This is a genomic window from Micromonospora rubida (assembly GCF_009908295.1).
Lineage (GTDB): Bacteria > Actinomycetota > Actinomycetes > Mycobacteriales > Micromonosporaceae > Micromonospora > Micromonospora rubida.
In genome coordinates, this window is sequence record NZ_JAAALO010000004.1 from 64,154 (window position 1) to 90,235 (window position 26,082).

The 26,082-nt window shown below is 73.8% G+C and carries 23 protein-coding genes; 13 read left to right on the forward strand and 10 right to left on the reverse strand.

The window, feature by feature from the left end; all coding sequences use genetic code 11:
* Positions 1 to 85 precede the first annotated feature (85 nt).
* The gene (locus tag GVV04_RS14620; RefSeq protein ID WP_161688536.1) at positions 86 to 1,258 is read right to left on the reverse strand and encodes a thiolase family protein; all 1,173 of its coding nucleotides are present in this window, start codon (positions 1,256 to 1,258) and stop codon (positions 86 to 88) included.
* A 116-nt stretch (positions 1,259 to 1,374) separates the two neighbouring features.
* On the opposite strand from GVV04_RS14620, the gene GVV04_RS14625 reads away from it, so the two are divergent.
* Entirely contained in the window at positions 1,375 to 1,824 is a 450-nt protein-coding gene (locus GVV04_RS14625) for a PH domain-containing protein (protein ID WP_161688538.1), read from the forward strand.
* A 31-nt stretch (positions 1,825 to 1,855) separates the two neighbouring features.
* Here the strand turns inward: GVV04_RS14625 and GVV04_RS14630 are convergent, their stop codons facing one another.
* Together GVV04_RS14630 and GVV04_RS14635 are read right to left on the reverse strand one after the other, a co-directional pair.
* The gene (locus GVV04_RS14630; RefSeq protein ID WP_161688540.1) at positions 1,856 to 2,767 is read right to left on the reverse strand and encodes a rhomboid family intramembrane serine protease; all 912 of its coding nucleotides are present in this window, start codon (positions 2,765 to 2,767) and stop codon (positions 1,856 to 1,858) included.
* 64 nt (positions 2,768 to 2,831) lie between these two features.
* Positions 2,832 to 3,362, reverse strand: a complete 531-nt coding sequence (locus GVV04_RS14635) for a peptidylprolyl isomerase (protein WP_161688542.1) — start codon at positions 3,360 to 3,362, stop codon at positions 2,832 to 2,834.
* An 84-nt stretch (positions 3,363 to 3,446) separates the two neighbouring features.
* Here GVV04_RS14635 and GVV04_RS14640 point away from each other — a divergent pair, with 84 nt between their 5' ends.
* Entirely contained in the window at positions 3,447 to 4,286 is an 840-nt protein-coding gene (locus GVV04_RS14640; protein ID WP_161688544.1) for a hypothetical protein, read from the forward strand.
* 211 nt (positions 4,287 to 4,497) lie between these two features.
* On the opposite strand, the gene corA is transcribed toward GVV04_RS14640, so the two are convergent.
* Positions 4,498 to 5,553, reverse strand: a complete 1,056-nt coding sequence (corA, locus tag GVV04_RS14645; RefSeq protein WP_235966284.1) for a magnesium/cobalt transporter CorA — start codon at positions 5,551 to 5,553, stop codon at positions 4,498 to 4,500.
* A gap of 486 nt (positions 5,554 to 6,039) precedes the next feature.
* The gene (locus GVV04_RS14650) at positions 6,040 to 7,134 is read right to left on the reverse strand and encodes an aminotransferase-like domain-containing protein (protein WP_161688548.1); all 1,095 of its coding nucleotides are present in this window, start codon (positions 7,132 to 7,134) and stop codon (positions 6,040 to 6,042) included.
* Positions 7,135 to 7,371: 237 nt separating this feature from the next.
* On the opposite strand from GVV04_RS14650, the gene GVV04_RS14655 reads away from it, so the two are divergent.
* Together GVV04_RS14655 and GVV04_RS14660 are read left to right on the forward strand one after the other, a co-directional pair.
* Positions 7,372 to 8,196 (forward strand): 3'(2'),5'-bisphosphate nucleotidase CysQ, encoded by an 825-nt coding sequence (locus GVV04_RS14655; protein WP_161688551.1) that lies wholly within the window; start codon positions 7,372 to 7,374, stop codon positions 8,194 to 8,196.
* Between the two features lie 80 nt (positions 8,197 to 8,276).
* Positions 8,277 to 9,410, forward strand: coding sequence for a glycoside hydrolase family 26 protein (locus GVV04_RS14660; protein WP_161688552.1), 1,134 nt, complete (start codon positions 8,277 to 8,279; stop codon positions 9,408 to 9,410).
* 3 nt (positions 9,411 to 9,413) lie between these two features.
* Here GVV04_RS14660 and GVV04_RS14665 read toward each other — a convergent pair whose 3' ends face one another.
* The 4 genes from GVV04_RS14665 to GVV04_RS14680 are packed head-to-tail and all read right to left on the reverse strand — an operon-like array spanning position 9,414 to position 12,320.
* Positions 9,414 to 10,337: a glycosyltransferase family 2 protein gene (locus GVV04_RS14665; protein WP_161688554.1), complete on the reverse strand. Its 924-nt coding sequence runs from the start codon at positions 10,335 to 10,337 to the stop codon at positions 9,414 to 9,416.
* Complete coding sequence (locus GVV04_RS14670; RefSeq protein WP_161688556.1) at positions 10,334 to 11,299, reverse strand: sulfotransferase family protein; 966 nt, start codon at positions 11,297 to 11,299, stop codon at positions 10,334 to 10,336. Before GVV04_RS14670 ends, GVV04_RS14665 begins: the two co-directional genes overlap by 4 nt.
* Positions 11,287 to 11,823, reverse strand: a complete 537-nt coding sequence (locus tag GVV04_RS14675; protein WP_161689381.1) for a glycosyltransferase — start codon at positions 11,821 to 11,823, stop codon at positions 11,287 to 11,289. The genes GVV04_RS14670 and GVV04_RS14675 overlap by 13 nt, the downstream gene beginning before the upstream one ends.
* A gap of 56 nt (positions 11,824 to 11,879) precedes the next feature.
* Positions 11,880 to 12,320 (reverse strand): glycosyltransferase family protein, encoded by a 441-nt coding sequence (locus GVV04_RS14680; protein ID WP_161689380.1) that lies wholly within the window; start codon positions 12,318 to 12,320, stop codon positions 11,880 to 11,882.
* A gap of 249 nt (positions 12,321 to 12,569) precedes the next feature.
* Between GVV04_RS14680 and GVV04_RS14685 the strand changes: the two genes are divergently transcribed.
* Positions 12,570 to 13,550 carry a sulfotransferase gene (locus GVV04_RS14685; protein WP_161688558.1) on the forward strand — a complete coding sequence of 327 codons (981 nt, stop codon included), beginning with the start codon at positions 12,570 to 12,572 and terminating at the stop codon, positions 13,548 to 13,550.
* A gap of 65 nt (positions 13,551 to 13,615) precedes the next feature.
* On the opposite strand, the gene GVV04_RS14690 is transcribed toward GVV04_RS14685, so the two are convergent.
* Positions 13,616 to 14,545, reverse strand: coding sequence for a core-2/I-branching beta-1,6-N-acetylglucosaminyltransferase family protein (locus GVV04_RS14690; protein WP_161688560.1), 930 nt, complete (start codon positions 14,543 to 14,545; stop codon positions 13,616 to 13,618).
* Positions 14,546 to 14,745: 200 nt separating this feature from the next.
* Here GVV04_RS14690 and GVV04_RS14695 point away from each other — a divergent pair, with 200 nt between their 5' ends.
* From GVV04_RS14695 to GVV04_RS14730, 8 genes are all read left to right on the forward strand, one after another.
* Positions 14,746 to 16,554, forward strand: a complete 1,809-nt coding sequence (locus GVV04_RS14695; RefSeq protein ID WP_235966227.1) for a lipopolysaccharide biosynthesis protein — start codon at positions 14,746 to 14,748, stop codon at positions 16,552 to 16,554.
* Complete coding sequence (locus GVV04_RS14700; protein ID WP_161688573.1) at positions 16,551 to 17,543, forward strand: DUF3048 domain-containing protein; 993 nt, start codon at positions 16,551 to 16,553, stop codon at positions 17,541 to 17,543. The genes GVV04_RS14695 and GVV04_RS14700 overlap by 4 nt, the downstream gene beginning before the upstream one ends.
* The gene (locus GVV04_RS14705; RefSeq protein WP_201753556.1) at positions 17,540 to 19,027 is read left to right on the forward strand and encodes an O-antigen ligase family protein; all 1,488 of its coding nucleotides are present in this window, start codon (positions 17,540 to 17,542) and stop codon (positions 19,025 to 19,027) included. The genes GVV04_RS14700 and GVV04_RS14705 overlap by 4 nt, the downstream gene beginning before the upstream one ends.
* Positions 19,027 to 20,256 (forward strand): hypothetical protein, encoded by a 1,230-nt coding sequence (locus tag GVV04_RS14710; protein WP_235966229.1) that lies wholly within the window; start codon positions 19,027 to 19,029, stop codon positions 20,254 to 20,256. The genes GVV04_RS14705 and GVV04_RS14710 overlap by 1 nt, the downstream gene beginning before the upstream one ends.
* A complete protein-coding gene (locus tag GVV04_RS14715) occupies positions 20,253 to 21,113 on the forward strand; it encodes a sulfotransferase (RefSeq protein ID WP_161688575.1) in 861 nt (286 codons plus the stop codon). The genes GVV04_RS14710 and GVV04_RS14715 overlap by 4 nt, the downstream gene beginning before the upstream one ends.
* Positions 21,101 to 22,636, forward strand: a complete 1,536-nt coding sequence (locus GVV04_RS14720) for a lipopolysaccharide biosynthesis protein (RefSeq protein WP_328822393.1) — start codon at positions 21,101 to 21,103, stop codon at positions 22,634 to 22,636. The genes GVV04_RS14715 and GVV04_RS14720 overlap by 13 nt, the downstream gene beginning before the upstream one ends.
* Before the next feature lie 79 nt (positions 22,637 to 22,715).
* The gene (locus tag GVV04_RS14725) at positions 22,716 to 23,765 is read left to right on the forward strand and encodes a glycoside hydrolase family 26 protein (protein ID WP_161688577.1); all 1,050 of its coding nucleotides are present in this window, start codon (positions 22,716 to 22,718) and stop codon (positions 23,763 to 23,765) included.
* A gap of 232 nt (positions 23,766 to 23,997) precedes the next feature.
* Entirely contained in the window at positions 23,998 to 26,076 is a 2,079-nt protein-coding gene (locus GVV04_RS14730) for an eIF2A family protein (RefSeq protein WP_328822394.1), read from the forward strand.
* The last annotated feature ends 6 nt before the right edge of the window (positions 26,077 to 26,082 follow it).

Here is a 26,082-nt window from a genome sequence, read left to right on the forward strand (position 1 = left end):
CCGGGACGGGATGGGACGGGAGGCTCCCCGCCCGGTGCCGACCGGGAGGCCCGGTGGGCGGGGAAACTTCGACCGGCGGGGACGGTCAGAGCAACTCGACGATGGTGGCGTTGGCCATGCCGCCGCCCTCGCACATGGTCTGCAGGCCGTAGCGGATGCCGTTGTCCCGCATGTGCTGGAGCATCGTGGTCATGATCCGGGCCCCGGAGGCGCCGAGCGGGTGGCCCAGGGCGATCGCGCCGCCGCGCGGGTTCAACCGCTCCGGGTCCGCCTCCGTCTCGGCCAGCCAGGCCAGCGGGACCGGGGCGAACGCCTCGTTCACCTCGTACACGCCGATCTCCTCGATGCCCAGCCCCGCGCGACGCAGCGCCTTCGCGGTGGCCGGGATGGGGGCGGTGAGCATGACGACCGGGTCGTCGGCGGCGACCACGGCGGTGTGCACCCGGGCCAACGGGCGCAGGCCGTGCCGACCGGCCCACTCGGAGGTGGTGACGGCGAGCGCGGCGGCGCCGTCGGAGATCTGGGACGCCGACCCGGCGGTGACCACGCCGTCGGACCGGAACGGGGTCTTCAGCTCGCCGAGCTTCGCCAGCGTGGTGTCCCGGCGGATGCCCTCGTCGGCGGCGAACCTGCCGCCGTCGGGCAGGGCCACCGGGGCCAGCTCGGGATCGAACGCCCCGGCGTCCTGGGCGGCGGCGGCCTTCTCGTGGCTGGCCAGGGCGAACTCGTCGAGTTGGGCACGGGAGAAGCGCCAGCGGGCGGCGATCAGCTCGGCGCCGACGCCCTGGTTGAACGGCAGCGGGGCGTCTTCGGCGAAGCCCTCGACCCCCCGGTAGCGGTCGCGGATCTGGTCGCTGAACGGTGCGGCGTCGCCGACGCTGGAGCCCATCGGCACCCGGGTCATCGACTCGACCCCGCCGGCCACCACCAGATCGGCCTGGCCGGACGCGACGGCGGCGGCGGCGAAGTGCAGGGCCTGCTGGCTGGACCCGCACTGCCGGTCCAGCGTGGTGCCGGGCACCGACTCCGGCCAGCCGGCGGCGAGCACGCCGTTGCGGGCGACGTTCCACGACTGCTCGCCGACCTGGGACACGCAGCCCCAGACGACGTCGTCGACCTGCTCGGGGTCGATCCCGGTGCGCTCGGCCAGGGCGCGCAGCACATGGGCCGAGAGGTCGACCGGATGCACGGCGGCCAGGCTGCCCTTGCGCCGCCCGACCGGGGTCCGTACCGCACCGACGATGACCGCGTCACTCATGTTTACTCCCCGGTAACCTGGCAGGCCTCGATACTACGTCCTGTCCTGGCCGAGGCGGCCCCGACGCCGGCCGGTGGGGGCAGGCCGAGGCGGTCCCGGCAGGGCATGCTGTACGCATGCGGCCAGAGCGGAGCCCGGAGTCGTCGGCGGTGCAGCGGGAGTGGCGGGTGCCGGCCCTGGTGCCGGTGGTCAAGCTGATCGGCGCGGCGGCGCTGGTCGGGCTCGGGCTGCTCTTCGCCGAGGGCGACCGGGTGCGGCTGGTACTGGCCGCGGCGGGCGCCGTCGCGCTGGCCGGGTGGGCGGCGCGCGACCTGCTGGTGCCGGTGCGGCTCGCCGTCGACCCGACGGGGATCACGGTGGTCCGGGGCCTCGCCGGCCGGCACCGGCTCCCCTGGGATGCCGTCGAGGCGATCACCGTGGACCGTCGGCCCCGGCTGGGGCTGTCCGCCGAGATCCTGGAGATCGACGCGGGCGACTCGCTGCACCTGTACGGCCGGTACGACCTGGACGCCCCGCCCGGCGAGGTGGCCGAGGCGCTGCGCGCCGCCCACGGCGAGACCCCCTGACGTCACGCTGCGGCCCAGGCCGCGTCGGAGGTCAGCCCGTGAGCGTCGCCGTGCGGACGACCGCGAGCCCGATCAGCGCCACCAGCAACAGCACGACGCCGACGGCCTGGAACAGCCCGCGCCGGGACCGGGGCGCGTACGCCAGCAGCAGGGCCAGCACCCCGCCGGTCACCAGCCCGCCGAGGTGGCCGGGGATGGAGATGCCCGGCACGGTCAGGGTGAAGACCAGGTTGATCACCAGGACCGGGAGCACCGCAGAAATGTCCCGCCCCATCCGGCGTTCGATCACGATCAACGCGGCGAACAGGCCGAAGATCGCGGTGGACGCCCCGGCCGTGGTGGCGTTCTCGGCGCTGAACAGGTAGGCGGCCACGTTCCCGCCGAGCCCGGCGACCAGGTAGAGGGAGAGGAAGCGCAGCGGCCCGAGGTTGGCCTCCAGCGACCGGCCGAGCACCCACAGCGCCCACATGTTCAGCAGCAGGTGGATCACGCCGTAGTGCAGGAACATCGCGGTGACCAGCCGGTACCACTCGCCCTGGGCGATGCCGTGCACACTGCCGTCGGGGAAGAGGGCCTGGCCGAGCACCGAGCCCCAGTCGGTCAGCGGCGTGCTGCCGCCCATCAGGCCGCCGAAGCCGGAGCCGCCCGCCACCGCGTCCCCGCCCCGGTCGGAGGCGATCGACAGCACCATGAGCAGCACGTTCAGCGCGATCAGGGTCTTCGTGACGTAGCCGTGGCGGCCGACGGTACCGCCGCCGAAGGCGGTACGCGCCGGCCGCACGCTACGGCGTCCCTCGCCCACGCACTCGGGGCACTGGTGCCCGACCGAGGCCTCCTGCATGCAATCCGGGCAGATCGGCCGGTCGCAGCGGGTGCACCGGACGTACGTCTCCCGGCCGGGGTGCCGGTAGCAGACCGGGGTGGTCGGTGGGGACTCACTCACGGCCGCTGCCTCCCGATGCCGGCGGGGCGCTCAGTCATGCGAGCAAAGGTACATCGCGTCCCGGTCAGGCCGGGGTGCGCTCGATCTCGACCCGCTCGATGACCACGTCGGAGAGCGGGCGGTCACTCGGGCCGGTCGGGGTGCTGGCGATCGAGTCGACGACCTTCACCGACGCCTCGTCGGCCACCTGGCCGAAGATGGTGTGCCGGCGGGTCAGGTGCGGGGTCGGCGCGACGGTGATGAAGAACTGCGAGCCGTTGGTGCCCGGCCCGGCGTTCGCCATGGCGAGCAGGTAGGGCCGGTCGAAGCTCAGCTCGGGGTGAAACTCGTCACCGAACTTGTAGCCCGGGCCGCCGCGACCGGTGCCGGTCGGGTCGCCCATCTGGATCATGAAGCCGCTGATCACCCGGTGCGAGATCGTGCCGTCGTAGTACGGCCCACTGCCCGGCTGACCCGTACGCGGGTCGGTGTATTCCATGTTGCCCTCGGCCAGGTCCACGAAGTTACGGACCGTCTTCGGAGCGTGATTGGGGAAGAGCTCCAGCCGGATCGGGCCAGCGTTGGTGTGCAGGGTGGCGTAGAGAGCCTCGGCCACGGGTACTCCTCACTCGTTGGTCAGTTCCATGCGGATCCTCCCATGTGCCCGATCTGGCAGTGCGGAGGCATCCGAAGGTGGAGGATGACGAAGGAACAACTCCCAGGAGGTGGGACCGTGTTTGGAATCGGGCGACGAAAGACCCAGGGGCAGCTGGCCAAGGTCGAGCTGAACCAGGGCATCGGTCACCTGAGGCAGGCCGCCACTCACGCCGCGAAGGGCGCCGGCGCCACGGTCGGCCCGCGGGTCCAGGCTGCCCGGGGCGCAGTCGCGCCGACCGCCATGGTGGTGCGGGACCGGGCGTCGAGCGGTCTCGCGTCGACGGTCGCGGCCCTCGCGCCGCTGGCCCTGGCCGTCCGCAACGCGCAGGCCGAGGCCGCCGGCAAGGCCGTCGCAGGCAAGAAGGCCGCCGCCGGGCGGCAGGCCGCGCTGAGCAAGAAGGTCAAGGCGAAGAATCTGAAGGTCACGCGGAAGAAGCAGAAGAAGTCGTCGCGCGGGATGATGGCCGGCCTGCTTGCCGCCGGCACCGTCGCCGGCCTGGCCGGCGCGATGGCCATGCGCCGCCGCCGGGAGCAGCAGGAGTGGACCGAGTACGCCCCGGCCCGCACCCTGGAGCCGGCGCGCGACGAGGTGGACACCCTGATCGTGGAGACCCCGTCGACGAACGGCGTGAAGGCGACCGACCCGTCCACCATGTCCGGTGGCTCGCCGGTGGCCGGCGGGCCGACGGGGGCCGGCAGCTCGGCGGTGGCCGGCGGCGACAGCGCCTCCACCAGCACCCTCGGCACCCAGCCGGTGATCCACCCGAACGACAAGGTGCCCTCGGTCGCCGAGGGTGCCCGGGACGTCTCGGGCCGGCCGGCCGACGACCTCACCACGGCCCTCGGCAAGGAGAACACCGCGCGGTCCGGCGGCCGTCGCTGACCCTCGCCCCATCGCCCGCGGCGCGGAGACGACCCCGTCGTCCCGCGCCTCGGGCGTTCCCGGGCCCGGCCCTCCGGGACGCCGGGACGCCGCAGCCGGGCCAGGCCGGCGGGGCCAGGCCGGGTGACGGGCGGTGTTCAGGGGCGTCGGGCGTCGGGTGACGGCGTCGGGCTCGTCGGGCGTCGGGCTCGTCGGGTGACGGGCGTCGGGCTCAGAGCCAGCCGTTGCGGCGGAACCAGCGGTACAGGGACAGCGAGACGACCAGCATCAGCGCGAGCACGACCGGGTAGCCGTACGTCATCTTCAGCTCCGGCATGTTCGCGAAGTTCATGCCGTAGATGCCGGCGATCGCGGTCCAGACCGCGGCGATGCCGGCCCACGCGGCGATCTTGCGCATGTCGTTGTTCTGGTCGACCGTGACCTGGGCCAGCCGCGCCTGGAGGATCGAGTTGAGCAGGTCGTCGTACGAGTTGACCTGCTCGACGGTGCGGCTGAGGTGGTCCTGCACGTCCCGGAAGTAGCGCCGCACCTCCTGCGGGACATCCCGGTTGACCTGGGCGGTGAGGGTCATCAACGGCCGTTGCAGCGGCGCCACCGCCCGCTTGAACTCGACCAGCTCCCGCTTCATCTGGTAGATCCGCTGGATCCGGCCGCTGCTCTGCCGGTCGAAGACGTCGGCCTCCAGCACGTCCAGGTCGTCCTCCAGCCGGTCGGCCACCTCCAGGTAGAGGTCGACCACCCGGTCGGTGATCGCGTACGCGACGGCCCAGGGGCCGTGCTCCAGCAGCTCGTGCCTGGCCTCCAGGTCGGCGCGGACCGGAGCGAGCCGGCAGGCGTCCCCGTGCCGGACGCTGATCACGAAGTTCGGGCCGATGAACAGCATCACCTGCCCGGTCTCGACGACCTCCGAGTTCTCGGTCAGCTCGTCGTGCTCGCAGTACCGGGCGGTGCGCAGCACCAGGAAGGTGACCTCGCCGAAGCGTTCGAGCTTGGGCCGCTGCTGGGCCTTGACCGCGTCCTCGACGGCCAGCTCGTGCAGGCCGAAGGTATCGGCGATCGCGGACATCTCGGCCAGGTCGGGCTCGTGCAGGCCGACCCAGACGAATCCGCGCTCGCGGCGGGCCGCGGCCAGTGCCTCCGCGTAGTGCCGCTCACCAGGCTGCCGCCTGCCGTCGACGTAGAGCCCGCAGTCCATCACCGCGCTGCGCCCCGGCCCGACCGGCTCGGGGGCTCGCTGGCCGTCGTCGGCGTTGAGGATCCGGGTCATCGCCCGCACCGGGGCCCAGGCCCGTGGCTTGATCGCCCGCCCGCCGTCCGGCGACGTGGCCCGGCTCCGTTCCGCCCGGCTCGACATGGCGACCCCCTCCCCACGCTGTCGCGGCAGCCGCATGCCGTCGCGGGTTGCAGGGTACGCCCGAGCCCGGCGCGGACCGGCCGGCGTCGGCCGCCGCCTCAGCGGATGGCCGACAGCTGCCCCGGGCGCAGTTGGGGCGGCTGTCCCCGGGCGCGCGGATTGGGGCGGCGCCGGGGCGGGCCGTGCCGCGTCAGGGGGGTGAGGGACGGCACGGCCCACCCGGCGCCCTTTGGGCGGGGGTTGTGCTGCGCGCACCACCGGTCGGGTGGCCGAGGCCCGCATCGGGGCAGGTCGGCCGGACGACGTGAGTGGTGCTCGCAGCATTGTGGGCCGCGAACCGGCCGGGCGGGAGGCCCGACCCGGCCGGTGCCGCACTTCTGTCAGGAATCCGACAGAGAATCAGCCTCGGACGGCCGCCACCGCCTCCGCGAGACGACGAACACCCTCGTCGATCTGATCCGCGGTGACCGCCGAGAACGCCAGCCGCAGCGCGTGCTGCCCGCCGTCGAGCACGAAGTCGCTGCCCTTGACCACCGCCACCCCCCGCTCGGCCGCCGCGGGGGCGAGCCGGTCCACCAGCACGTCCTCCGGTAGCTCCACCCAGAGGAAGTAACCGCCGTCCGGCTCCACGAACCGCGCCTCGGGAAGGTGTCGGCGCAGCGACTCGGCGAGCACCCCGGCCCGCTCGCCCAACGCGGTGCTGACCGTCTCGATCGAGCGGGTGATGTCGCCGGAGACGCAGAACTGGTGCACGATCGCCTCGGACACCATGCCGGGCGAGATGTAGAGGCTGGTCGCCTTCTTCGCGATGTCGGCGATCAGGTCCGCCGCCCCGATCAGGTAGCCGACCCGCACCCCCGGGCAGACCGTCTTGGTGAAGCTGGAGGCGTGCACCACCACGCCCTGGGTGTCCATCGAGAGCATCGACGGCAGCGGCTCGCCCCGGAACCGGATGTCGGCGTACGGGTCGTCCTCGAAGATGATGAAGCCGTGCTCGGCCGCCAGGTCGAGCAGTTCCCGCCGCTTCTCCAGCGACAGGGTGACCCCGGCCGGGTTCTGGTAGTTCGGGATGACGTGCGCGAGCTTCGGGCGGACCCCGGACTCCAGCAGCTTGCGCAGCTCCGCGATGTCCAGGCCGTCCGGCTGGATCGTCACCCCGTGGATCTCGCCGCCCATCCGCTGGAGATTGAGCAGCGTCCGGTCGTACGTCGGGCGCTCGACCACGACCGCGTCGCCGGGGCGGACCAGGTGGTCGAACAGGAACGCGTCGGCCTGGAGCGACCCGTTGGTGATCAGCACCTGGTCGGCTGCGACGCCGTGCTTCTCGGCGATCCACTTCCGCAGGGGCGGGTAGCCGACGGAGGTGCCGTAGGCCGTGACCCCGGCAGGGTCGGCGTCGAAGGCTCGGACGGCGGCGGCCTTGAGCCCCTCGACATCGACGATGTCCAGCGAGGGAGCCCCACGGGCGAAGGAGATCAGCTGCTCGGCGGTCATGCGGACGAGCCTAGGGCCTGGCCCCGGCGGTCCGACCGGCATACACGCCAAGTTCAACATGCGGGCAGCGGACGGACGGCGGAACGGCCGACGCGAAAACGGCCGGAGATGCGCGACACTCAGGTGTCGATTATCGGACCGGTCCCTGGCCGCGTCCCCGCGACCGCCGAAGGATGGGCGTCCGCGCGGTGCCGACGGACGGCAACGACACGACACCGGAGGAGTGGTGAAATTCACGTGACCGAGGACGGTACGGGTCGACTCGACGACCAGGCCTTCGCACAGTGGCTGGCCGGCGCGGCTGGCAAGGCGCTGACCACGCTGCGCGCGGAGCAGGGATTCGCCGACCCGGCGGCGCTCAAGAACGCCGGCGACAAGGTCTCCCACGACCTGATGTCGACCGCCCTGGCCCGGTGGCGGCCCGCCGACGCGGTGCTCTCCGAGGAGGAGGCCGACAGCCGGCGCGCCTGGGCCGACGACGCCGGGGCCCGTCCCGCGCGGCTGGAGGCGGACCGGGTGTGGATCATCGACCCGCTCGACGGCACCCGCGAGTTCTCCGAGTCCGGGCGCGACGACTGGGCCGTGCACGTGGCGCTCTGGCAGCGCTCGGCCGGCCCGGACGGCGCGCTGGTGGCCGGCGCGGTCGGCATGCCGGCTCGTACCGCGCCGGACGGCACGCCGCTGGTCCTGGGCACCACCGCGTCGGCCGTGGCCGCCGTGGCCGGGCCGCTGCGGATCGCGGTGAGCCGCAGCCGGCCGCCCGCGTTCGTAGGCGAACTGGTCGAGGGCATCGGGGCCCGGGCGGTGCCGATGGGCTCGGCCGGGGTGAAGGTCTGCGCGGTGGTGACCGGCGAGGTCGACGCGTACGTGCACGCCGGAGGCCAATACGAGTGGGACTCGGCGGCCCCGGTCGCGGTCGCCCTGGGCGCCGGCATGCACGCGTCCCGGATCGACGGCTCGCCGCTGCGCTACAACCGGGACGACCCGCGCCTGCCCGACCTGCTGGTCTGCCGCCCGGAACACGCGGAATCCCTGCTGGCGGCCATCGACCGTCACCACTGACCAGCGGACCCCGCCGGCCGGCGGGCGCGGTCGTGGCGCCCCCGCCCGGTCCCACCGACACCGCCGACCCGAGGAGGGTCATGAGCCCCGGCCCCACCACCGCACCCGTCCTGCCCCCCGCCCCGGCCGAACCCGGCGGCCCGCGTCGCCGGCTCGGCCGGTGGCTGCTGCTCCCGGTGGCCGCCGGCGCGGTGGCGCTGGGCACCACGGTCGCCCTGGCCACCAACGGGGACCTGCCCGGGCAGCCGGCCCCGACGGTCACCGACGCCGCGTCCGAGGGCGCGGGTCTCGGCCCGGCCGCCCCCGGCGCCCGGCCGACGCCGGGCGGGAACGAGGGCTTCGGCAGCAGCCCGAGGGCCGCCACGCCGAGCCCGAGCGTCAGCGGCGGGACGGAGTCAGGCGCGTTCCCGGGGGGCCGGAACACCCTCCCGGGGGCGAGCATCCACCTTCAGAGCGGGGAGAGCTTCGCCGCCGGGCTGGCCCGGTCCGACCGCAGCTACGGCCCGCTGCGCATGGTCCGGGTCTTCTACCCCGGCCTGCCGCCAACCTGGTCCGGCAGCCGCGCCGACGCCGCCGACCGAACCGTGGTGGTCTCCTTCAAGGCGCCGCCCGGCGAGGTGGCCTCCGGCCGGCACGATTCCCGGCTCGCCGCCTGGTTCCGCGCCGTCCCCCGCAACCTGGACGTCTACTGGTCGTACTTCCACGAGCCGGAGGACGACATCGCCCGGGGCTCATACACCGCCGCGCAGTACCGGGCCGCGTGGCAGCGGCTCGCCGGCCTCGCCGACCGGGCCGGTAACGCCCGGCTGCGGGCCACGCTGATCCTGATGTGCTGGACGCTCAACCCGAGTTCGCACCGCACCTTCGAGGACTACTGGCCGGGCGGCGACGCGATCGACGTGCTCGGCTGGGACTGCTACAACAGCGGCGGCAAGTTCGACCGGTACACCGACCCGGCGCAGGTCTTCACCCCGATGATCGCCAAGTCGAAGGCGCTGGGGAAGCCGTGGGGGCTCGCCGAGACCGGCAGCGTCCGGATCGCCGGGGACAGCGGCGCGGGGCGGGCCGGCTGGATCCGGGCGATGAGCCGGTACCTCGACGGCCAGCGCCCGCTGTGGGTGGCCTACTACGACTACCAGGTCGCCGGGGGCGACTTCCGGCTCACCGACGCGCCGAGCCGGGACGCGTGGCGGGCCTGGTGCGCCGCCTCCTGACGCTCAGATCCCCCGGCCGCGTTTGTGCAGCGTACGCAGGACGCGGTCGGGGTCGACGGCCCGGCTGGCCACGGCGAGGGCCAGATACGCGCGCGGCTCCCGGGGGTTGCGGGACAGCGTTCGCCGGGCCCAGCGGACCGCCTCGCCCCGGTTGCCCATCGCCGCCTGGGCGAAGGCGATCTGCCCGCTGACCCTGGCCTCGCCGGCCGGCACGGTGGCGAACTCCGGGTACCGGCCGAGCAGCCACTGCAACGCCGTGGCGATGGTCTCCCAGCGCTGGGCGAAGTACGACTGCTTGTGCCATCGCACCGTCACGTACGACTCGACGACGTTCACCAGCGGGGCGTGCCGGGCGGCCCGGATCAGGAACTCGTAGTCCTCCGCGTAGCTGCCCGGGATCTCCTCGTCGACCAGCCCGATCCCGTCGAGCAGCGCGTCCCGGCGGATCAGGAACGTCGACGGGTGCAGCTCGGTGTGCCGGTCCCGCAACAGGGCGGCCAGCGGCACCCGGTCCACCGAGAGCACCCGGTCGACCGGGGGGCGGCCGTCGTAGTCGACCCGGATGCCGCAGCTCACGAATGCCCCGTCCGGGGCGGCGCGCAACGCGGCCACCTGCGCGGCGAGCTTGCCGGGCAGCCACTCGTCGTCGTCGTCGCAGAACGCCACGAGGTCGCCCGTGGCGGCCAGGATGCCGGTGTTGCGGTTACCGGCCAGGCCCGGGGTGCGCTGGTTGACCAGCACCGTGACCCGGGGGTCGTCGGCCAGCGACCGGTCCGGCTCGGACTGGTCGTAGACGACCACCACGTCGATCCGGCCGGGGTAGTCCTGGCCGAGGATCGCGTCGAGGGCCTTACGCAGCAACTCGGGGCGGTCCCGGGTGGGGACCACCGCGGTCACCGACGGGTGCTCGTTCAACGACTCGGTCATGGTGCCTCCGTGGAGCCCGGGCGGCCGAGGCCGACGTATCCGTACCGCAGCCGCAGCGGCAGCGTCGCGACGCTCACCACCGCCCGGCTGCGCGAGGGCAGGGCCGTGCGCCAGGCATCGTCCTGCCGGACCCGCAGCGGCCCCGCGTTGAACCGCAGCGGGTTGCCGGCGATGCTGTGCGCCCGGACCAGCGGCGTGGGCGACGGGTCGAGCACCCGCAGCGCGTCCGGGGTGTCCGCCAGGCCGGCGAAGCGGCGGACCCGGGCGACGGTGCCGCGCGGGTCGGCGGTGAAGTCCTCGTAGCGCAGCCGGATCACCGGCGCCCGGGTGGCGAGCAGGTGGAACGCGGCGTTCTGCGCCGTCCACAGCTTGCTCACCGTGAACGGCGAGAAGGTCGGCATGTACGCCTCGGCGTCCACCACCTCGGGCCGGCGCACCTGCTTCGCCCACGAGTACGCCACCGCCCGACTGTCCCGGACCAGGTGCAACACCCGCAGGTCGAGGTCGTCGGCCCAGCGCAGCGCGAACGCCGTCGAGGCGTGCTTGCTGGAGTCCACCACGAGCTGCGCCCCGGTCACCGCCATCGCGGCGGCGTAGATCCGCGTGTAGAGGTCGGCGTAGCGGCGCACCTGCGCCAGCTCGGCGGCGGGCAGGTCTCCCCTGGCCAGCCGGGGGATGTGCCGGGTCCGGTCGACGGTGGCCTTGAGCCTGAGCACGTCGTCGCGGTCGACGGCCGACCAGCCACCGAACGCGTGCTCGCCGACCCGCTGCCAGAAGTCGCAGGCGGTGAACCGCTCCCCGCAGCCACACCGCTCGTCGCCGCCGAGGGCCCGCTCCCACAGGTGGACCACCTCGCCGACGGCGCAGACGTCGGGGTGCTGGGCGAGGATCAGCTCCAGCAGCGTGGAGCCGCTGCGGCCGAGGCCGCCGACGAACAGCACACGGGCGTTCACCGCCACCACCTGCGCCGCCCCGGCTCCCGGCTGGTCCGGACCAGGTCCTCGACGATCCGGCCCACCGCCGTGGCGGCGGCGACCCGGGGATCGGGCCGGCCCGGGTCGGCCGACAGCGCGTACGCCCTCGGGTCGGCCACCCCCCGGTCCAGGGCCGCGACCAGGTCGGCCTCGGACTCGGCCAGCCGGACCATCCCGGCCGCGCCGAGGCGGCGGGAGAAGAGCTGCTGGTGGTCGTCGACGTGCTCGTCCCGGGTCGGGTCCCGAGGCACCACGATCGGCAGGTGCCCGTGCCGGCGTGCCTCGGTGATGGTGGCCGGCCCGCCGTGGCAGACCACCAGGTCGGCCTCGGTCATCGCCCGCTGGAGCTCGTCGTGGGCCAGGAACGGGGCCGCGTCGGGCAGCCGGGGCGCGCGGCTGCGCCCGTGCTGGACGACGAGGCGGACCTCGGGGGCGAGGGCGTCGCGGCCGGCGTGCCAGCGCTCCAGCCACTCGACCAGCCGGTCGAACCGGTGCACGTCGGTGCCGACCATGGCCAGCACGGTGCGCCGGGCCGGGGAGTTGGTGCGCTGGCGGGGGATCGGCGAGCTCACAGCAGGTTCCCCACCACGGTCGCCTTCGGGTAGAGCCGGCGCTGCTCCTCCCACTGCACGAGCATCGCGGAGAGGAACGGCCGGCACAGCCGGGCCGACAGCGTCGCGGTGTCGATCCGGTCGTACACCTCGATGTAGACGGTGGGGATGCGGCGCAGCCGGGCCACCACCACGAACGGCACGGCGACCCCGGCGCCGGTGGTGACCACCGCGGCGACGTCCCGCCCGCGGAACACCCGGACGGCGAGCCACAGGTTGCGGGCCAGGTTCTTCACGTTGCGGGTGGTCGGGTGGTGTGCCCAGACCACGTCCTCGCCGTCGAGCAGCGACCGGGCGTCCGGGGTGTCGAACGTGACCCAGGAATGGGCCCGGTCGCGATACCACGGTTGCAACGCCACCAGCTGGGCGAGGTGCCCGCCGCTGGATCCGACGAGCATGACTTCACCAGACTCCACGTCACCTGCCTCCCACGGCCCCGGCCGCACCCCGGGACACGCCCAGTGGGGGCGGTCGACCGGACGGCGCGGCGCCGCAACAATGTATCGGCCACCCGGCCGGGAACATAAGTGGCTCTCACCATCATCGGACCTGTCGGATGGTTGGCTGCGACCCTTTCGCCAGTGCCTCACTCAGCCGTCCCGTGCCTAGACTGCCTGCTGACAGCAACCCGGGCGAGAGGATGGCGGATGACCGACACGGCCGAGGCGGCGCGGGGCGGCGGCACGCGGGCGGTCCCCGATCCGGTCACCGTCCTGTACGTCTGCGGGATGCCGCGCAGCGGCTCGACCCTGCTCGACCTGATGCTCGGCCAGTTCGTCGGGCACTGCGACGTCGGCGAGCTGTTCTACCTGTGGCAGTCCGGCGTCGAGCGGAACTTCCGCTGCGCCTGCGGGGAGCACTTCGACGCCTGCCCGTTCTGGGGCGAGGTCGGCCGGCGGGCGTACGGCGGGTGGACCCAGGTCGACGTGACCGACGTGCGGGCGTTGCAACGCCGGGTCGACGCCACCGGCAAGCTGCCGCTGATCGTGAACTCCCGGATGTCCCCGGCGTTCCGGCGGGACCTGGACCGCTACACCGAGCTGCTGACGAAGCTCTACCGGGCGGTGGCCGAGGTGTCCGGGGCGAAGGTGGTGGTCGACTCGACCAAGCGCCCCTCGCTGGCGTACATCCTGGCCCGGGCCCCGCAGATCGACCTGCGGCTGGTGCATGTGCTGCGCGACCCGCGCGGGGTGGCGTACTCCTGGAGCCAGGTGGTCGAGCTGCCCGAGGGCACCTCGGCCAAGGGTCGGATGAACCAGCGGTCGGCCCGGCTGACCGCCCGGCGCTGGGTCACCGTCAACGCGATGGTGGCCGCGCTGGCCCGCCGCGGCGTCCCCCGGGTGACCGTCCGGTACGAGGACCTGGTCCGCGACCCGCGTGCCGAGCTGGGCCGGATCGCCGCGCTGACCGCCGACGTGACCGGCGTCGTGGACCCGCTGGAGTTCCTGCGGGACAACGAGTTCGAGCAGGCCGGCTCGCACGCGGTCGCCGGTGGCCGGATCCGGATGCGCAGCGGCCCGATCACCCTGGCGCTGGACGAGAAGTGGCGCCGGGAGTATGCCCCGGGCCACCGCCGGCTGGTCGGCGCGCTGACCTGGCCGCTGCGCCGCCGCTACGACTACCGCTGACCCGCCCGCCGCACCCCCGCCCCGACTGCCGTCGACCCCGCACGGGGCGGGGGGCGACGAGCGGCTCAGGGGCGGGCGGCGGCCAGGTGGGCGTCCAGGGTGTCCAGCAGCTCCGGGGCGCGCTCGTAGTCGAACTTGCGGGCGAAGTGCGCCCCGCTGGCCAGCGCCCGGGGCAGGTCCTCGGCGGTCAGCGACTTCGGGTGGTTGAAGGTGCTGCCCCGGAAGTCGAAGTACCGCTTGCAGTCCGGCACCAGGTTGAACCGCCCGGGGCTGCACGCGATGGTCTGGAAGACGGCCTCCACCGGGGAGAGGCAGCGTCGGAAGTACGACACCACGTCCGGCCGCCGGTCGAAGTACTCCCGCAGGTACGCCACCACGGGCCAACTCAGCGAGGCGAACGCCGACCCGCCGTGCAGGCGCAGGTCGGGCCCGAACGGGGTGCGGGCCCGGCGGCCCACCGCCAGCCCGTACGACACGTGCACCCGGACCAGCGGCTGCACCCGGTTGACCGCCTGGATCGGGCGGAGCAGCTTCTTGCCCCGGGGGGTGAGCGGGAGCAGCCGGCGGTGCTGGAAGTGGTAGCGGGACCGGACCCGGCTGCTCGGCCAGTGGCTGTCCGGGCCGAACGCGTCCCAGTACTCCATGAACCCGTCCGCGCCCGAGTCGACCAGCTCCGCCTCGCACTCGCCGAGCGGCCGTAGGGGGTAGTCCTGACCGGTGATGTTCACCAGCCAGTCGACCTGCACCCCCTCGTCGTTCAGCCAGTCCACGGCGGCCATGTAGCGGTCCACATGACTGAAATCACCGTAGCCGCCCTCGTGCGTCTGCACGACGACGTCGGGCAGCGAGCGCAGCTCAGCGAGGTCCAGCGGTGGGCCGTTGACGTCGTGGCTGATGTGCACCACGCTGTCCGGGCTGTACCGTTTCACGGCGTGGACCAGCCGGTTCATCTGCTCGGGGGACCTGTGGCTCTGGATGTGGTAGCAAAACCGCACCCACCCATCCTGCCTCCCGTACCCGGCCGCTGAGAAGCGCACCTTCGTCGGCTTCCCCTCACCGCCCGGATCGGGGAGACTCATGGTTCCGCCATGGTGCCGCCGCCGCGGCCGACTGGCCGGTCCCGCAAAGGAAGCGACACAGCCCGATGCCCTCGCCTCACCACACCGATCTGCGCGACTCAGACGGTCCCACGCTGATGACCTACCTCGAGTGGCTGCGCCGCCGGTGGTGGATCCTCGTGGTGGCCGCGCTGCTGGGCGCGGGCGCCGGCATGCTGGTCAGCCAGGTGCAGACCCGCACGTACGTCTCGACGACGTCGCTGCTGGTCCGCCAGGTCGGCCAGGACGCCAACCCCGGCGCCAAGGTCAACCTGGACACCGAGGCCCAGGTGGTCCGCTCCCTGGTGGTGGCCGAACGGGCGCGGGCCCTGCTGAAGACGACCATCCCGCCGGAGGACCTGGCCCGCTCACTGTCGGTGACCGTGCCGCCGAACAGCCAGGTGCTCCAGATCGTGTACGAGGCGCAGAGCCCCGAGGCGGCACAGGCCGGTTCGCACGCCTTCGCCCAGGCGTACCTGGACCTGCGGCTGGCCACCGCCACCCGGTCGCTGGAGAACGAGACGACCGCGCTCAAGCAGCAGATCACCGAGACCAACAAGCAGCTCGCCGCAGTCGCCGGGAAGATCGCCGGGGCCCCGTCCAACTCGGTCGAGCGGGCCCGCGCCGAGGCCGACCGGAACGTGCTGACCAACAATCTCGCCAGCCTCAACAGCCGGCTGAGCCCGCTGCTGAGCATCGCGCTCGACCCCGGCGAGATCATCTCCGACGCGGCGCTGCCCCGGAAGCCCAGCTCCCCGAACACCACCCTCAACCTGGCCAGCGGTCTCGGCGCCGGGCTGCTCTTCGGCATCGTGGTCGCCCTGGTGCTGGACCGGCTGGACACCCGGGTCCGGCGCGGCCGGGACGTGGCCGACCGGCTCGGCCTGCCGATTCTGCTGGAGCTGCCTCCCCGGCCGACCGGGCTGACCGTCCTGCCGGCGGCCCACGAGGTCTCCCGGGAACTCGGCCGGCTACGCAACGTGCTGCAGTCCCACATGACCGAATCGCGGCCCGGGCGGGGCCGTCTGCTGCTGCTCACCGACACCTCCCGCGGCCCGGCCGCCGGCTTCGTCGTCGGCAACCTCGCCGCGGCGTACGCCCGCACCGGGGCCCAGGTCGCGGTGGTCACCACCAAGCCGGACTCCCCGCTGGCCGGGATGCTCGGCGGGGTCCGGCCCCGGCACACCCTCGCCGACGTGCTGCGCCACGACGTCTCGGCGCTCACCGCGCTGACCCCGGCCCCCGGCCTGAACCAGCTCCGGGTGCTGCTCCCGGGCAACCTCGACACCGAGGTGGAGCTGCCCGTCGCCACCATGCTGGAGATCCTCGCCGAGCTGGCCGCCCGCTTCGACCACGTGCTGATCGAGACGGCCCAGCCGACGGCGGCGGTCGAGGCGCAGGCGCTGGCCCGGCACGTGGACGGCGTGATCCTGGTGGTCGAGGGCGGGCAGACCCGCAGCAGCGAGATCACCGCCGCGATGCGGCAGTTCGAGCAGGTCGACGCGCCGGTCCTCGGTGCGGTGCTGAGCCCCCGGCTCACCGACCGGGGCCCGACGGGCCGGCCGGCCCCGCCGACGCAGGCGGCCCGCCGGGAGGGCCCGCCGTCGCCCCGCCCGCGGCCGACGCCCGCCGGGCGGCCCCAGCCGGGCATGCCGAACATCGAGACCACGATGATCCTGCCCCGGGCCGGCGCGGGCGCCCGGGACGCCGCCGCCAAGCCGGGCCCGGTCCCCCCGGGCACGGCAAAGCCGGCGTCGGGCCCGCCGCCGGTGCAGGCCCCGCCGCCCGTGCAGGCCAAAGCGGCGAACCAGCAGAAGTCCCCCGGCAAGTCCACCGTCTACCGCTCCGCCCGGGACAACGACGGCCCCGACCCCGGCCGGTACTCGATGGTCGAGGACCGGGAGTGAACCGCCGGCAGGCGCTCGGCACGACGCTCGCGGCTGTGCTCGTCACCGCGCTCGGCGCCGGTTGCGCCGAGGAGCAGGCGCCCGGTGCCACGAACGTGGCGGACCCGGGTTCCCCGGCACCCCGGCCCAGCCCCACCCCGAGCCTGCCGGCCGCGCCGCTGTCCGGAAAGCCGGTCGCGGCGGCGACGGCCGCCCGCCAGGCCGTGGTGGTGCCGCTGCGGGTGACCGCCGGCACCAGCCCGGCCGGGCTGGCCGAGGCCGACCTGGTCTACCAGGAGTTCGCCGAGTCGGAGAGCCTGCACCTGACCGCGGTCTACCAGTCCCGGGACGCCACCCGGGTGGGGCCGGTCGCCGAGATCCGGCCGGTGGACATCCGCACGGTCGGCGTGCTGCACCCGTTCGTCGGCTACGCCGGCGGGCCCACCGGGTTCCTCCGCCAGTTCGAGGCGGCGGGCCTGCCGGGGGTCACCCCGGCGCAACGCTCGGCCGCGTTCCCGTCCGGCCAGGCGTCCGTCGCCGCGCTGCGGCAGGCGGCACCGAAGGGCGGCACCGCGCCGACCCACGTCTTCGACCACGCCACCCAGGGGACCCCGCTGGCCAGCCAGGGCGTCACCCCGGCCAGCCGGCTGACCGTCACCGCGCCCGGCCACCCCACCCAGACCTGGGCGTACGACGCGGCCAGCTCGTCGTGGCGCGGCAAGGTCGGCAAGGCCACGGTGAGCGTCGCCGCGGTGGTCGTGCTGACGATGGAGTACCGCACCATCGACGTCCGCAAGCCCAGCCCTCGCTCGCTGCCCGGGGCGAACGTCTACGGGTCCGGGGCCGCGGTGGTGGTGTCCGGGCCGTCCAGCGCGAAGGCGCAGTGGAGCAAGCCCGGGCAGAAGCTGGTCTGCAACGTCACCGACTCGGCCGGCTACCAGGTCCGCCCGCAGCCCGGCCCGGCCTGGGTGATCTACGCCCCGAAGACCGCCAAGGTCAGCGTGACATGACGACGGCCGCCCCGCTCCGGCCCACCCCCGGGCCGGAGCCGGCACGGGCCGGTCGCCATCCGGCCGACCCGCTGCAGAGCCCGCCGGTCGGCGGTGCCCGCCGCTGGTCGATGCGGCTGCCCGTCGCCTGGCCGGTGACCGCGCTCTTCGTGCTGTACCCGCTGTGGTGGGCGCTCGGCCTGCCCTCGTTCATCTTCGCCATCCTGGCCGTTCCGATGGGCTTCCAGCTCTACCGGCGCGGCGCCGTACGGGTGCCGCCGGGCTTCGGGATCTGGCTGATCCTGCTGGCCTGGGTGGTGCTGTCCGGGTTGATGCTCGACATCACCGCCCCCAACACGCTCACCCCGAACGGGTCCGGCCGGTACATCGGCTGGGGCATCCGGGTGATGAACTACACCGCGCTGACCGTGACGATGCTGTACGTGCTCAACCTCAGCGAGCGCGAGCTGCCCCGCAAGCGGCTGGTGAGGCTGTTCGGCATGATGGCCGTGATCACCGTCATCGGCGGGTACGTCGGCGCGCTGTTTCCCCAGTTCAAGTTCGTCGCGCCGCTGAACTACATCCTCCCCGCCGCCATCGCCAAGGAACCGTTCGTCAACCGGTTGATGCACGTCGAGGTCGCCCAGGTGCAGGAGGTGCTCGCCGGGGAAGCCAGTTCGCCCCGCCCGGCCGCCCCCTTCGAGTACACCAACACCTGGGGCGAGAACATGGCCATCCTGCTGATCTGGTTCATCGTCGGCTGGGTGGTCCTCGGCCGGGGGCCGCGCAGGCTCACCGGGTACCTGGTGGTGGCCGCCGCCATCTTCCCGATCGTCTACTCGCTCAACCGAGGGCTGTGGATCGGCCTGGTGGTCGGCGCGGTGTACGTGGCGGTGCGGATGGCGCTGCGCGGCCGGATCGTCGTCCTGGTGGGGTTGGCGCTGGCCACCGGCCTGATCGGGGTGGCGGTGCTCGCCTCACCCCTGGGCGCACTGCTCAACGAGCGAATGGCCAACGGGCACAGCGACGACATCCGGTCCACCCTGTCCAACGGGGCGATGGAGGCGGCGAACCACTCGCCGGTGCTCGGCTACGGCGGCAACCGGGCGCTGATCGGCAGCAACCGGTCCATCGCGATCGGCAAGTCGGCCGACTGCAAGCAGTGCGGCAACCGGGAGTTGGGCAGCAACGGCCAGCTGTGGAACCTGCTGACCGGCCAGGGCTGGGTGGGCGCGTTCTGCTACAGCGCGTTCTTCCTCTGGTGCCTGTGGCGGTTCCGGCACGACCACACCCCGATCGGCATCGCCGGCAGTCTGGTGCTGATCCTGATGCTGTTCTTCCAGTTCCTCTACGGCTCGCTGAACACCACCCTGGCGTACGGGCTGATCAGCGTGGCGCTGCTCGCCCGCAACGACCTGCACCTGCGTGCGCAGCGCCGCGAGACCCGGCTCGCCGCACTCGAGACGACGGGCCCGCGCGCGTGGCCGGAACGGCGGTCCCACTGATGATCACCCCACCCCCGGGCGCGGACGCGCGCGGCGCGTACCTGCCTGAGCTGGCCGGCTTGGTCTGGCCGGCGCCGGCCAGACCGGCGCTGCGGCGCGGCGGCCGGGCCGGTTTCGCGGTGGTGCCGTCGGCCGCGCGACCCCGGCTGCTGGTCCCGGCCGGCTCCCGGCGGGCGGCGGCGGGCGCGGTCCGGCACTCCACCGAGGCGCAGGGGGCGAAGGCCCGGCTGCGCCGCGCGGTGCTGGCGGCGGCGTTCCGCACCGGGCTGGGCCGGCTCGCGTTCCGGGACCGGCTGGTGGTCGACGCCGCCGCCGACGCGCTCGACGCGCACCTCGCCGCCGTGCTGGGCCGGCCGGCGCTGCTGAGCATCCACATCGGCCCGGCCCGGGCCAACCGCAAGCCGGTGGTCCAGCTCCTCGACGCCGCCGGTGACCCGATCGGGTACGCCAAGCTCGGCGTCGACCCGCTCACCCGGGCCCTGGTCGACGCCGAGGCGGCGGCGCTGGGCCGGCTGGCGACGCTCGATCTGCCCGGAATCGCGGTGGCCGAGGTGCTGCACCACGGCGCCTGGGGCGGGCACGCGCTGCTGGTGCAGAGCGCCCTGCCGGTGGGCCTGCCCCGGGCCGCCCCCGCTCGGGCCGCCGAGGCGGAGCGGGCCGCCATGGTCGCGGTAAGCCGCTGCGCCGGCGTCGACCGCCGGTCGTACGCCGACAGCGCCCATGCCCGGCGGCTCGCCGACGAGCTGGCGGCGCTCGGTGACCGGCCGGAGGCGGCCCGGCTGAGCGCCGTGCTGGCCGAGGTCCGCCGCGCCGACCCGATGCTCGACCTCGGCGCCTGGCACGGCGACTGGAACGGCGGCAACAGCGCGGCCCTGGCCGACGGCCGGGTGCTGGTCTGGGACTGGGAGCGGTTCGCCGACGACGTGCCGGTCGGCTTCGACGCCCTGCACCGTCGGGTGCAGACGGCCATCACCCGGGCCGGCGTGGAGCCGCGCGCGGCGGCCGGGCGGCTGATCGCCGACGCGGCCGGGGCACTGGCGGAGTTCGGGCAGCCGGCCGGGGTTGCCGATCTGGTCGCGGTGCTCTATCTGGTCGAGCTGGCCGCGCGGTACCTGCGCGACCGGCAGGCCGAGGCGGGCGCCCGGCTGGGACACGTGGCCGCCTGGCTGTTGCCGGCGGTGGAGGAGCACCTGGCCGGTCGGCCGGGCGCGGGAGGAGTGGCGAAGTGACGCTGGTAAAGGCACAGGCGCGGCGCGCGGTGCGATCGGTGAGCCGGACGTACGGCCGGTGGACCGCCGGGTCGCGGCTCGCCCCCGACTTCCTCATCGTAGGCGCCCAGAGGTGCGGCACGACGTCGCTGTTCAAGACCCTCTCGCAGCACCCGGCGGTGCTGCCGGCGAACTACCACAAGGGCGTGCACTACTTCGACACCGGCTACGACCGGGGGATGGACTGGTACCTGGGGCACTTCCCGACGGTGCGCCGGGCCGAGGCGGTCCGGGAGCAGGCCGGGGTGCGCGGGGTGACCGGCGAGTCGAGCCCGTACTACATGTTCCACCCGCTGGCGGGCGAGCGGATCGCGCGGGACCTGCCGGACGTGCGGCTGCTGGTGCTACTGCGCGACCCGGTGGAGCGGGCGTACTCGGCGCACTCGCACGAGGCGGCCCGGGGCTTCGAGCCGGAGGGCTTCGAGCGCGCCCTGGAGCTGGAGGAGGAGCGGATCGCCGGGGAGCGGGAGCGGCTGCTCGCCGACCCGACCGCGCACAGCCACCACTACCAGCACAACGCCTACCTGACCCGGGGTCGCTACATCGAGCAGCTCGAACGACTGGAGTCGATCTTCGGCCGGGACCGGCTGCACGTGGTCGACGCGGACGACTTCTTCGCCGACCCCCGGCCGTCGTTCGACGCGGCCTGCGACTTCCTCGGCCTGCCACACTGGGCGGAGATCTCGTTCGGCAAGCACAACGCCCGGTCCCGCTCGCCCATGGACCCGGCGCTGCGGGCCCGGCTGGAGGAGCACTTCGCCCCGTACGACGAGCGGTTGAGCGCCTGGTGGGGACGCGTGCCGTCGTGGCGACGGTAGCGCCGACCCGGTCCCCGGCCGGCGAGCTGGGCGGGGCGGCCCGGCACGGGGTGGCGAACCTGCTCGGGGTGGCCGTCGCGGCGGTCGCCGGATTCGGCCTGAACATCGTCGTCACCCGGGCCTGGTCCATGGCGGACGCGGGCCTCTTCTTCGCCGCCACCAGCGCCTTCATGATCGCGTACGCGGCGGCCCGGCTGGGCACCGGCGTCGGCTCGGTCTACTTCCTCAGCCGCTACCGCACCCTCGGCCAGCCGGAGCGCATCCGCGCGTCGGTGCTGGTCGGGCTGCTGCCGGTGGTGCTGTTCGGCACGCTGATCGCGCTGGCCGGGTGGTGGGCCGCCCCGCGGATCGTGGCGCTGACCTTCGACGAGCCGGTGCCCGGGGCGGTACGGGCGCTGCGGCTGCTGCTGGTCTTCGTGCCGGTGGCCGCGCTCTGCGACTTCGCGCTGGCCGCCTGCCGGGGGTTCGGCAAGATGCGCCCGTTGCTGCTGGTCGAGCGGCTCGGCCGGACCGGGCTGCAACTGGTCGGGGTGGGCCTCGTCGCCCTGTTCGGCCTCTCCGCCACCACCGCCCTGCCGCTGGCCTGGGCGCTGCCCTACCTGCCCGCCGCGCTGCTCGGCACCGTGTGGCTGGCCCGGCTGGTCCGGCGGGCCGAGCGGGGCGCGCAGGCCCCGCCGGTGTCGCTGCGCGACGAGTTCTGGCCGTACTGGCGCTACAGCGGCCCCCGGGCACTGAGCGGGCTGGCCCAGATGGCGGTGCAGCGGCTCGACATCGTGCTGCTCGGCGCGCTGCGCGGGCTGCCGGAGGCGGCGCTCTACACGGCGGCCACCCGGTTCCTGGCCCTCGGGCAGCTCTCCGGGCAGGCGCTGTCCACCGCCGTGCAGCACCGGCTGGCCGAGCACCTGGTCCGCGACGACCGGGCCGCCGCCGGCCGGCTGTACCAGGCCGCCACGGGATGGCTGGTGCTGCTGGCCTGGCCGGCGTACCTGCTCTTCGCGGTCTTCGCCGAGCCGATGCTGCACCTCTTCGGCGACGGGTACGCGGCCGGCCAGCGGGTGACCGTGTTCCTGGCGCTGAGCATGCTGGTGGCCACCGGCTGCGGAATGGTGGACACGGTGCTCAACATGGCCGGCCGGACGTCCTGGACGTTCTACAACGCGCTGGCCGGCACGGTCGTCAACGTGGTGCTCAACGTGCTGCTCATCCCGCGCTTCGGCATCATGGGAGCGGCGGTCGCCTGGTCGGCGTCCATCCTGATCACCAACCTGGTGCCGCTGGCCCAGCTGCACCACGCATACCGGCTGCACCCGTTCGGCCGGGGCACGCTCGCCGCCGCCGGGCTGGCGGTGGCCTGCTTCGGCGTGCCGGCGCTGCTGGCCCGCACGGTGGTCGACGCCGGGCCGGTCACGCTGGTCGTGCTCGTGGTGCTCGGCGCCGCCGGGTACGCCGTCGGGGTGTGGCGGCTGCGCCGGGTGCTCCAGCTCGACGCGCTGCGGGCGCTGCGCCGGGGTCGACGGCGCTGAGGTTCCGGCCATGGGCCCGTCCACCAAACGTCCTCCACCGGAGCGCCGGTGGCCTCAGCACGGGGAAGGTACGGCAACGATGAAGCGGTTCCAGACGGCGGTGGTGCTCCTGCTCGGGTCGGCGCTGGCCGTGTCGGCGTGCTCCGAGGCGGCCCCGGACTTCGTGCCGCCCCCGGCTGGGCCGACCGGCACCGCGCCGGCCGCGAGCCCTCGCGCGGCGGATGGCCTGCGCACCACCGGGCGCGGCCCCGAACTGCCCGGGGAGGGTGCCTGGCTGGGCGCCTGGGTGAAGCCGGACTGGCAGACCCCGGAGGGCCGGGTCGACGCGCTGACCGCGTTCGCGGACCAGACCCGCGGCAAGGTCGTCCTGGCGCACATGTTCCACGACTGGGAGGACGACTTCCCCGGCCCCACCGAGCACGCGTTCCAGGCGGCCGGGAAGCTCCAGATGATCTCCTGGTCCGGTGCCGACACCCGGTCCATCCGGGACGGGATGTACGACCAGCTGATCCGGCAGCGGGCCGAGAAGATCAAGCAGTTCGGGGTGCCGCTGCTGCTGCGCTGGCGGTGGGAGATGGACCGCCCCAACCTGACCCAGAGCGTGCACTCCCCGGAGGACTACGTCGCCGCCTGGAAGCGGATCCGGGGCATCTTCACCGAGGTGGGGGCCACCAACGCCGGCTTCGTCTGGTGCCCGCACGTGCAGGGGTTCGTCGACGAGAAGCGCAACGCGGCGGCGTACTACCCGGGCGACGACCAGGTCGACTGGCTCTGCACGGACGTGTACCCGGGCAAGGAGTTCGACGGCTTCGCCGAGCAGATGGACACCTTCATGGCGTTCGCCGCCCAGCATCCTCGGCCGGTGGTGATCGGCGAGTTCGGGGTGACGTACCCGGGCGGCCCCGGCCAGCGGGCAGCCTGGTTGCGCGAGGCCCGCGACTACGTCAAGCAGCACCCGCAGATCAAGGCGGTGGTCTACTTCGCCGCGAAGCAGAACACGAAGCCCGTGTACGACAGCACGTTCAACGAGGACCCGGAGGGGCTGGCCGCGTACCGGGAGCTGACCGCCGACCCGTGGTTCGCCGCACCACCCCCGCCGGTCCCGGCGCACGGCCCACGTACCCGGTGACCCTGGCCTCCCCGGGTGACCGGCCCGCCGGCGAAGGCCGCGTCGATCCGATGACGGACACAACGGGCACCCCGGGGTAGACGCCGCGCGCCGCATGCGCCATCGTGTGCTGAGACTCTGTGTTCCCGGTCGTCGCCTCCCCGGCCGGGAATCACCAGGACCACCGACCGGCCGGGCCGGTCGGGTGGAGGCATCCCCGTCGTTTCTCTCCGCCGTTCATTCGGAGTTGCCCGTGGCCCGTATTCCCGCGCTCAGCCGCCGACCACTCGCGGTCCTGACCGCCGCCGCACTCACCGTCACCGGTGTCCTCGTCGCCAACCCCGCGCCCGCCGGCGCCGGCCACGCCACCGTGGTGGGCGCGGTCCCGTCCGGCCCCTCGCCGGACATCGTGGACGGCACCGTCTTCGCGATCCACGACGCCGGGAGCAAGGTCGTCGTCGGCGGTTCGTTCACCGGGGTGGAGAACCGCGGCTCGGACGTGAAGATCGCGCGCAAGTTCGTGTTGGCCTTCGACAAGGCCACCGGCAACGTGGACACCGCGTTCGTCCCGGTGGTCGACGACGAGGTGCTGGACATCCTCGCCGGCCCCACCGCCGGCACGGTCTACCTCGCCGGCAAGTTCAACACCGTCAACGGGACGAACCACCGCAAGCTCGCCCTGGTCAACCTGTCCGACGGCAGCCCGGTCGCGAGCTTCCCCAACCTGGCGTTCAACGGCCTGGTCAACGACGTCGTCAAGGTCGGCAACCGGCTGCTGGTGGGCGGCACCTTCACCACCGCCGCCACCAGTTCGCGCGGGGGGCTCGTCTCGCTCAACGCCACCACCGGCGTCGTGGACGACTACCTGACCGCCACGCTGACCGAGCACCACAACTACGACGGGGTGAGTGGCGCGAGCGCGGGCGTCGGGGCCGAGAAGCTGACGGTCTCGCCCGACGGCACCCAGCTCGTGGTGATCGGCAACTTCAAGAAGGCCAACGGGGTGCTGCACGACCAGGTGGTCCGGCTCAGCCTCGGCGCCTCCACGGCGGCCGTCTCGACCTGGAACACCAACCGCTACGAGCCGCGCTGCAACGCGAAGGCGTTCGACTCGTACGTGCGGGACGTCAGCTTCTCGCCGGACGGCCAGTACTTCGTCGTCGCCACCACCGGCAGCCCGTACGCCGGGACCCTCTGCGACGCGGTCGCCCGGTGGGAGACCTCCTCCACCGGCACGGCCGTCCAGCCGACCTGGGTCAACTACAGCGGCGGCGACACGTTCCTCTCCGTCGGCATCACCGAGCAGGCCGTCTACGTCGGCGGCCACTTCCGCTGGGTGAACAACACCTCCGCCACCAGCTCGGCGTACCCGGGCGCCGTCGCCCGGCCCAGCATCGCCGCGCTCGACCCGCTCAGCGGCCTGCCGCTGGCCTGGAACCCGGGCCGGCACCCGCGCGGCTATGGCGTGGCCGAGCTGCTGGTCACCCCGCAGGGCCTGTGGCTGGGCTCCGACCAGGAGTGGATCGGCAACTTCCAGTACCGCCGGGGGCGGATCGCGTTCTTCCCGCTCACGGGCGGCGCGGCACCACACTCCACCGCCACCACCACCCTGACGGGCAACGTCTACTACGCCGGGTCCGGCGGGGCGAACACGCTGCGCACCCGGGCCTACGACGGCCTCCGCGGGGTCAGCCTCTCCGCGCCGGTCCCCAGCCCCGACGGCACCGCGTGGTCGACGGTCCGGGGTGCCTTCTGGGTGGGCGGCACCCTCTTCTACGGGGTGAACGGCGCGCTGTGGCGGCGCACCTTCGACGGCACCACCTTCGGCGTGCCGAAGCTGGTCGACCCGTACCACGACCCGCTGTGGGACAGCGTGGTGACCGACTCCGGGCCGGAGGGCCAGAAGTACGCCGGCAACACGGTGAACTTCTACCCGGAGCTCCCGAACGTGACCGGCGCGTTCTACACCAACGGCCGGCTCTACTACACGCTGACCGGCCAGAGCGGCCTGTTCTGGCGCTGGTTCAGCCCGGACAGCGGCACCGTGGGCGCGGACAAGTTCACCGTGGCCGGCGCGACCGGCTTCGCCGACGCCGGTGGGATGTTCGTCTCCGGATCCAGCATCTACCTGGTCAGCCGCACCACCGGCAACCTCTCGTCGGCCGGCTGGGTCAACGGGGCGCCGACGGGTGGCTGGACGACGCGCAGCGGCCCCCAGGTCGACGTGATCGACTGGCGGGCCGCGGCGGTCTTCACCGGCCCCGACAGCCCGAACCCGCTGCCGACGAAGCGGACTCCGGCCAAGCGGACTCCGGTCAAGAAGAGCCGCTGACCCGCG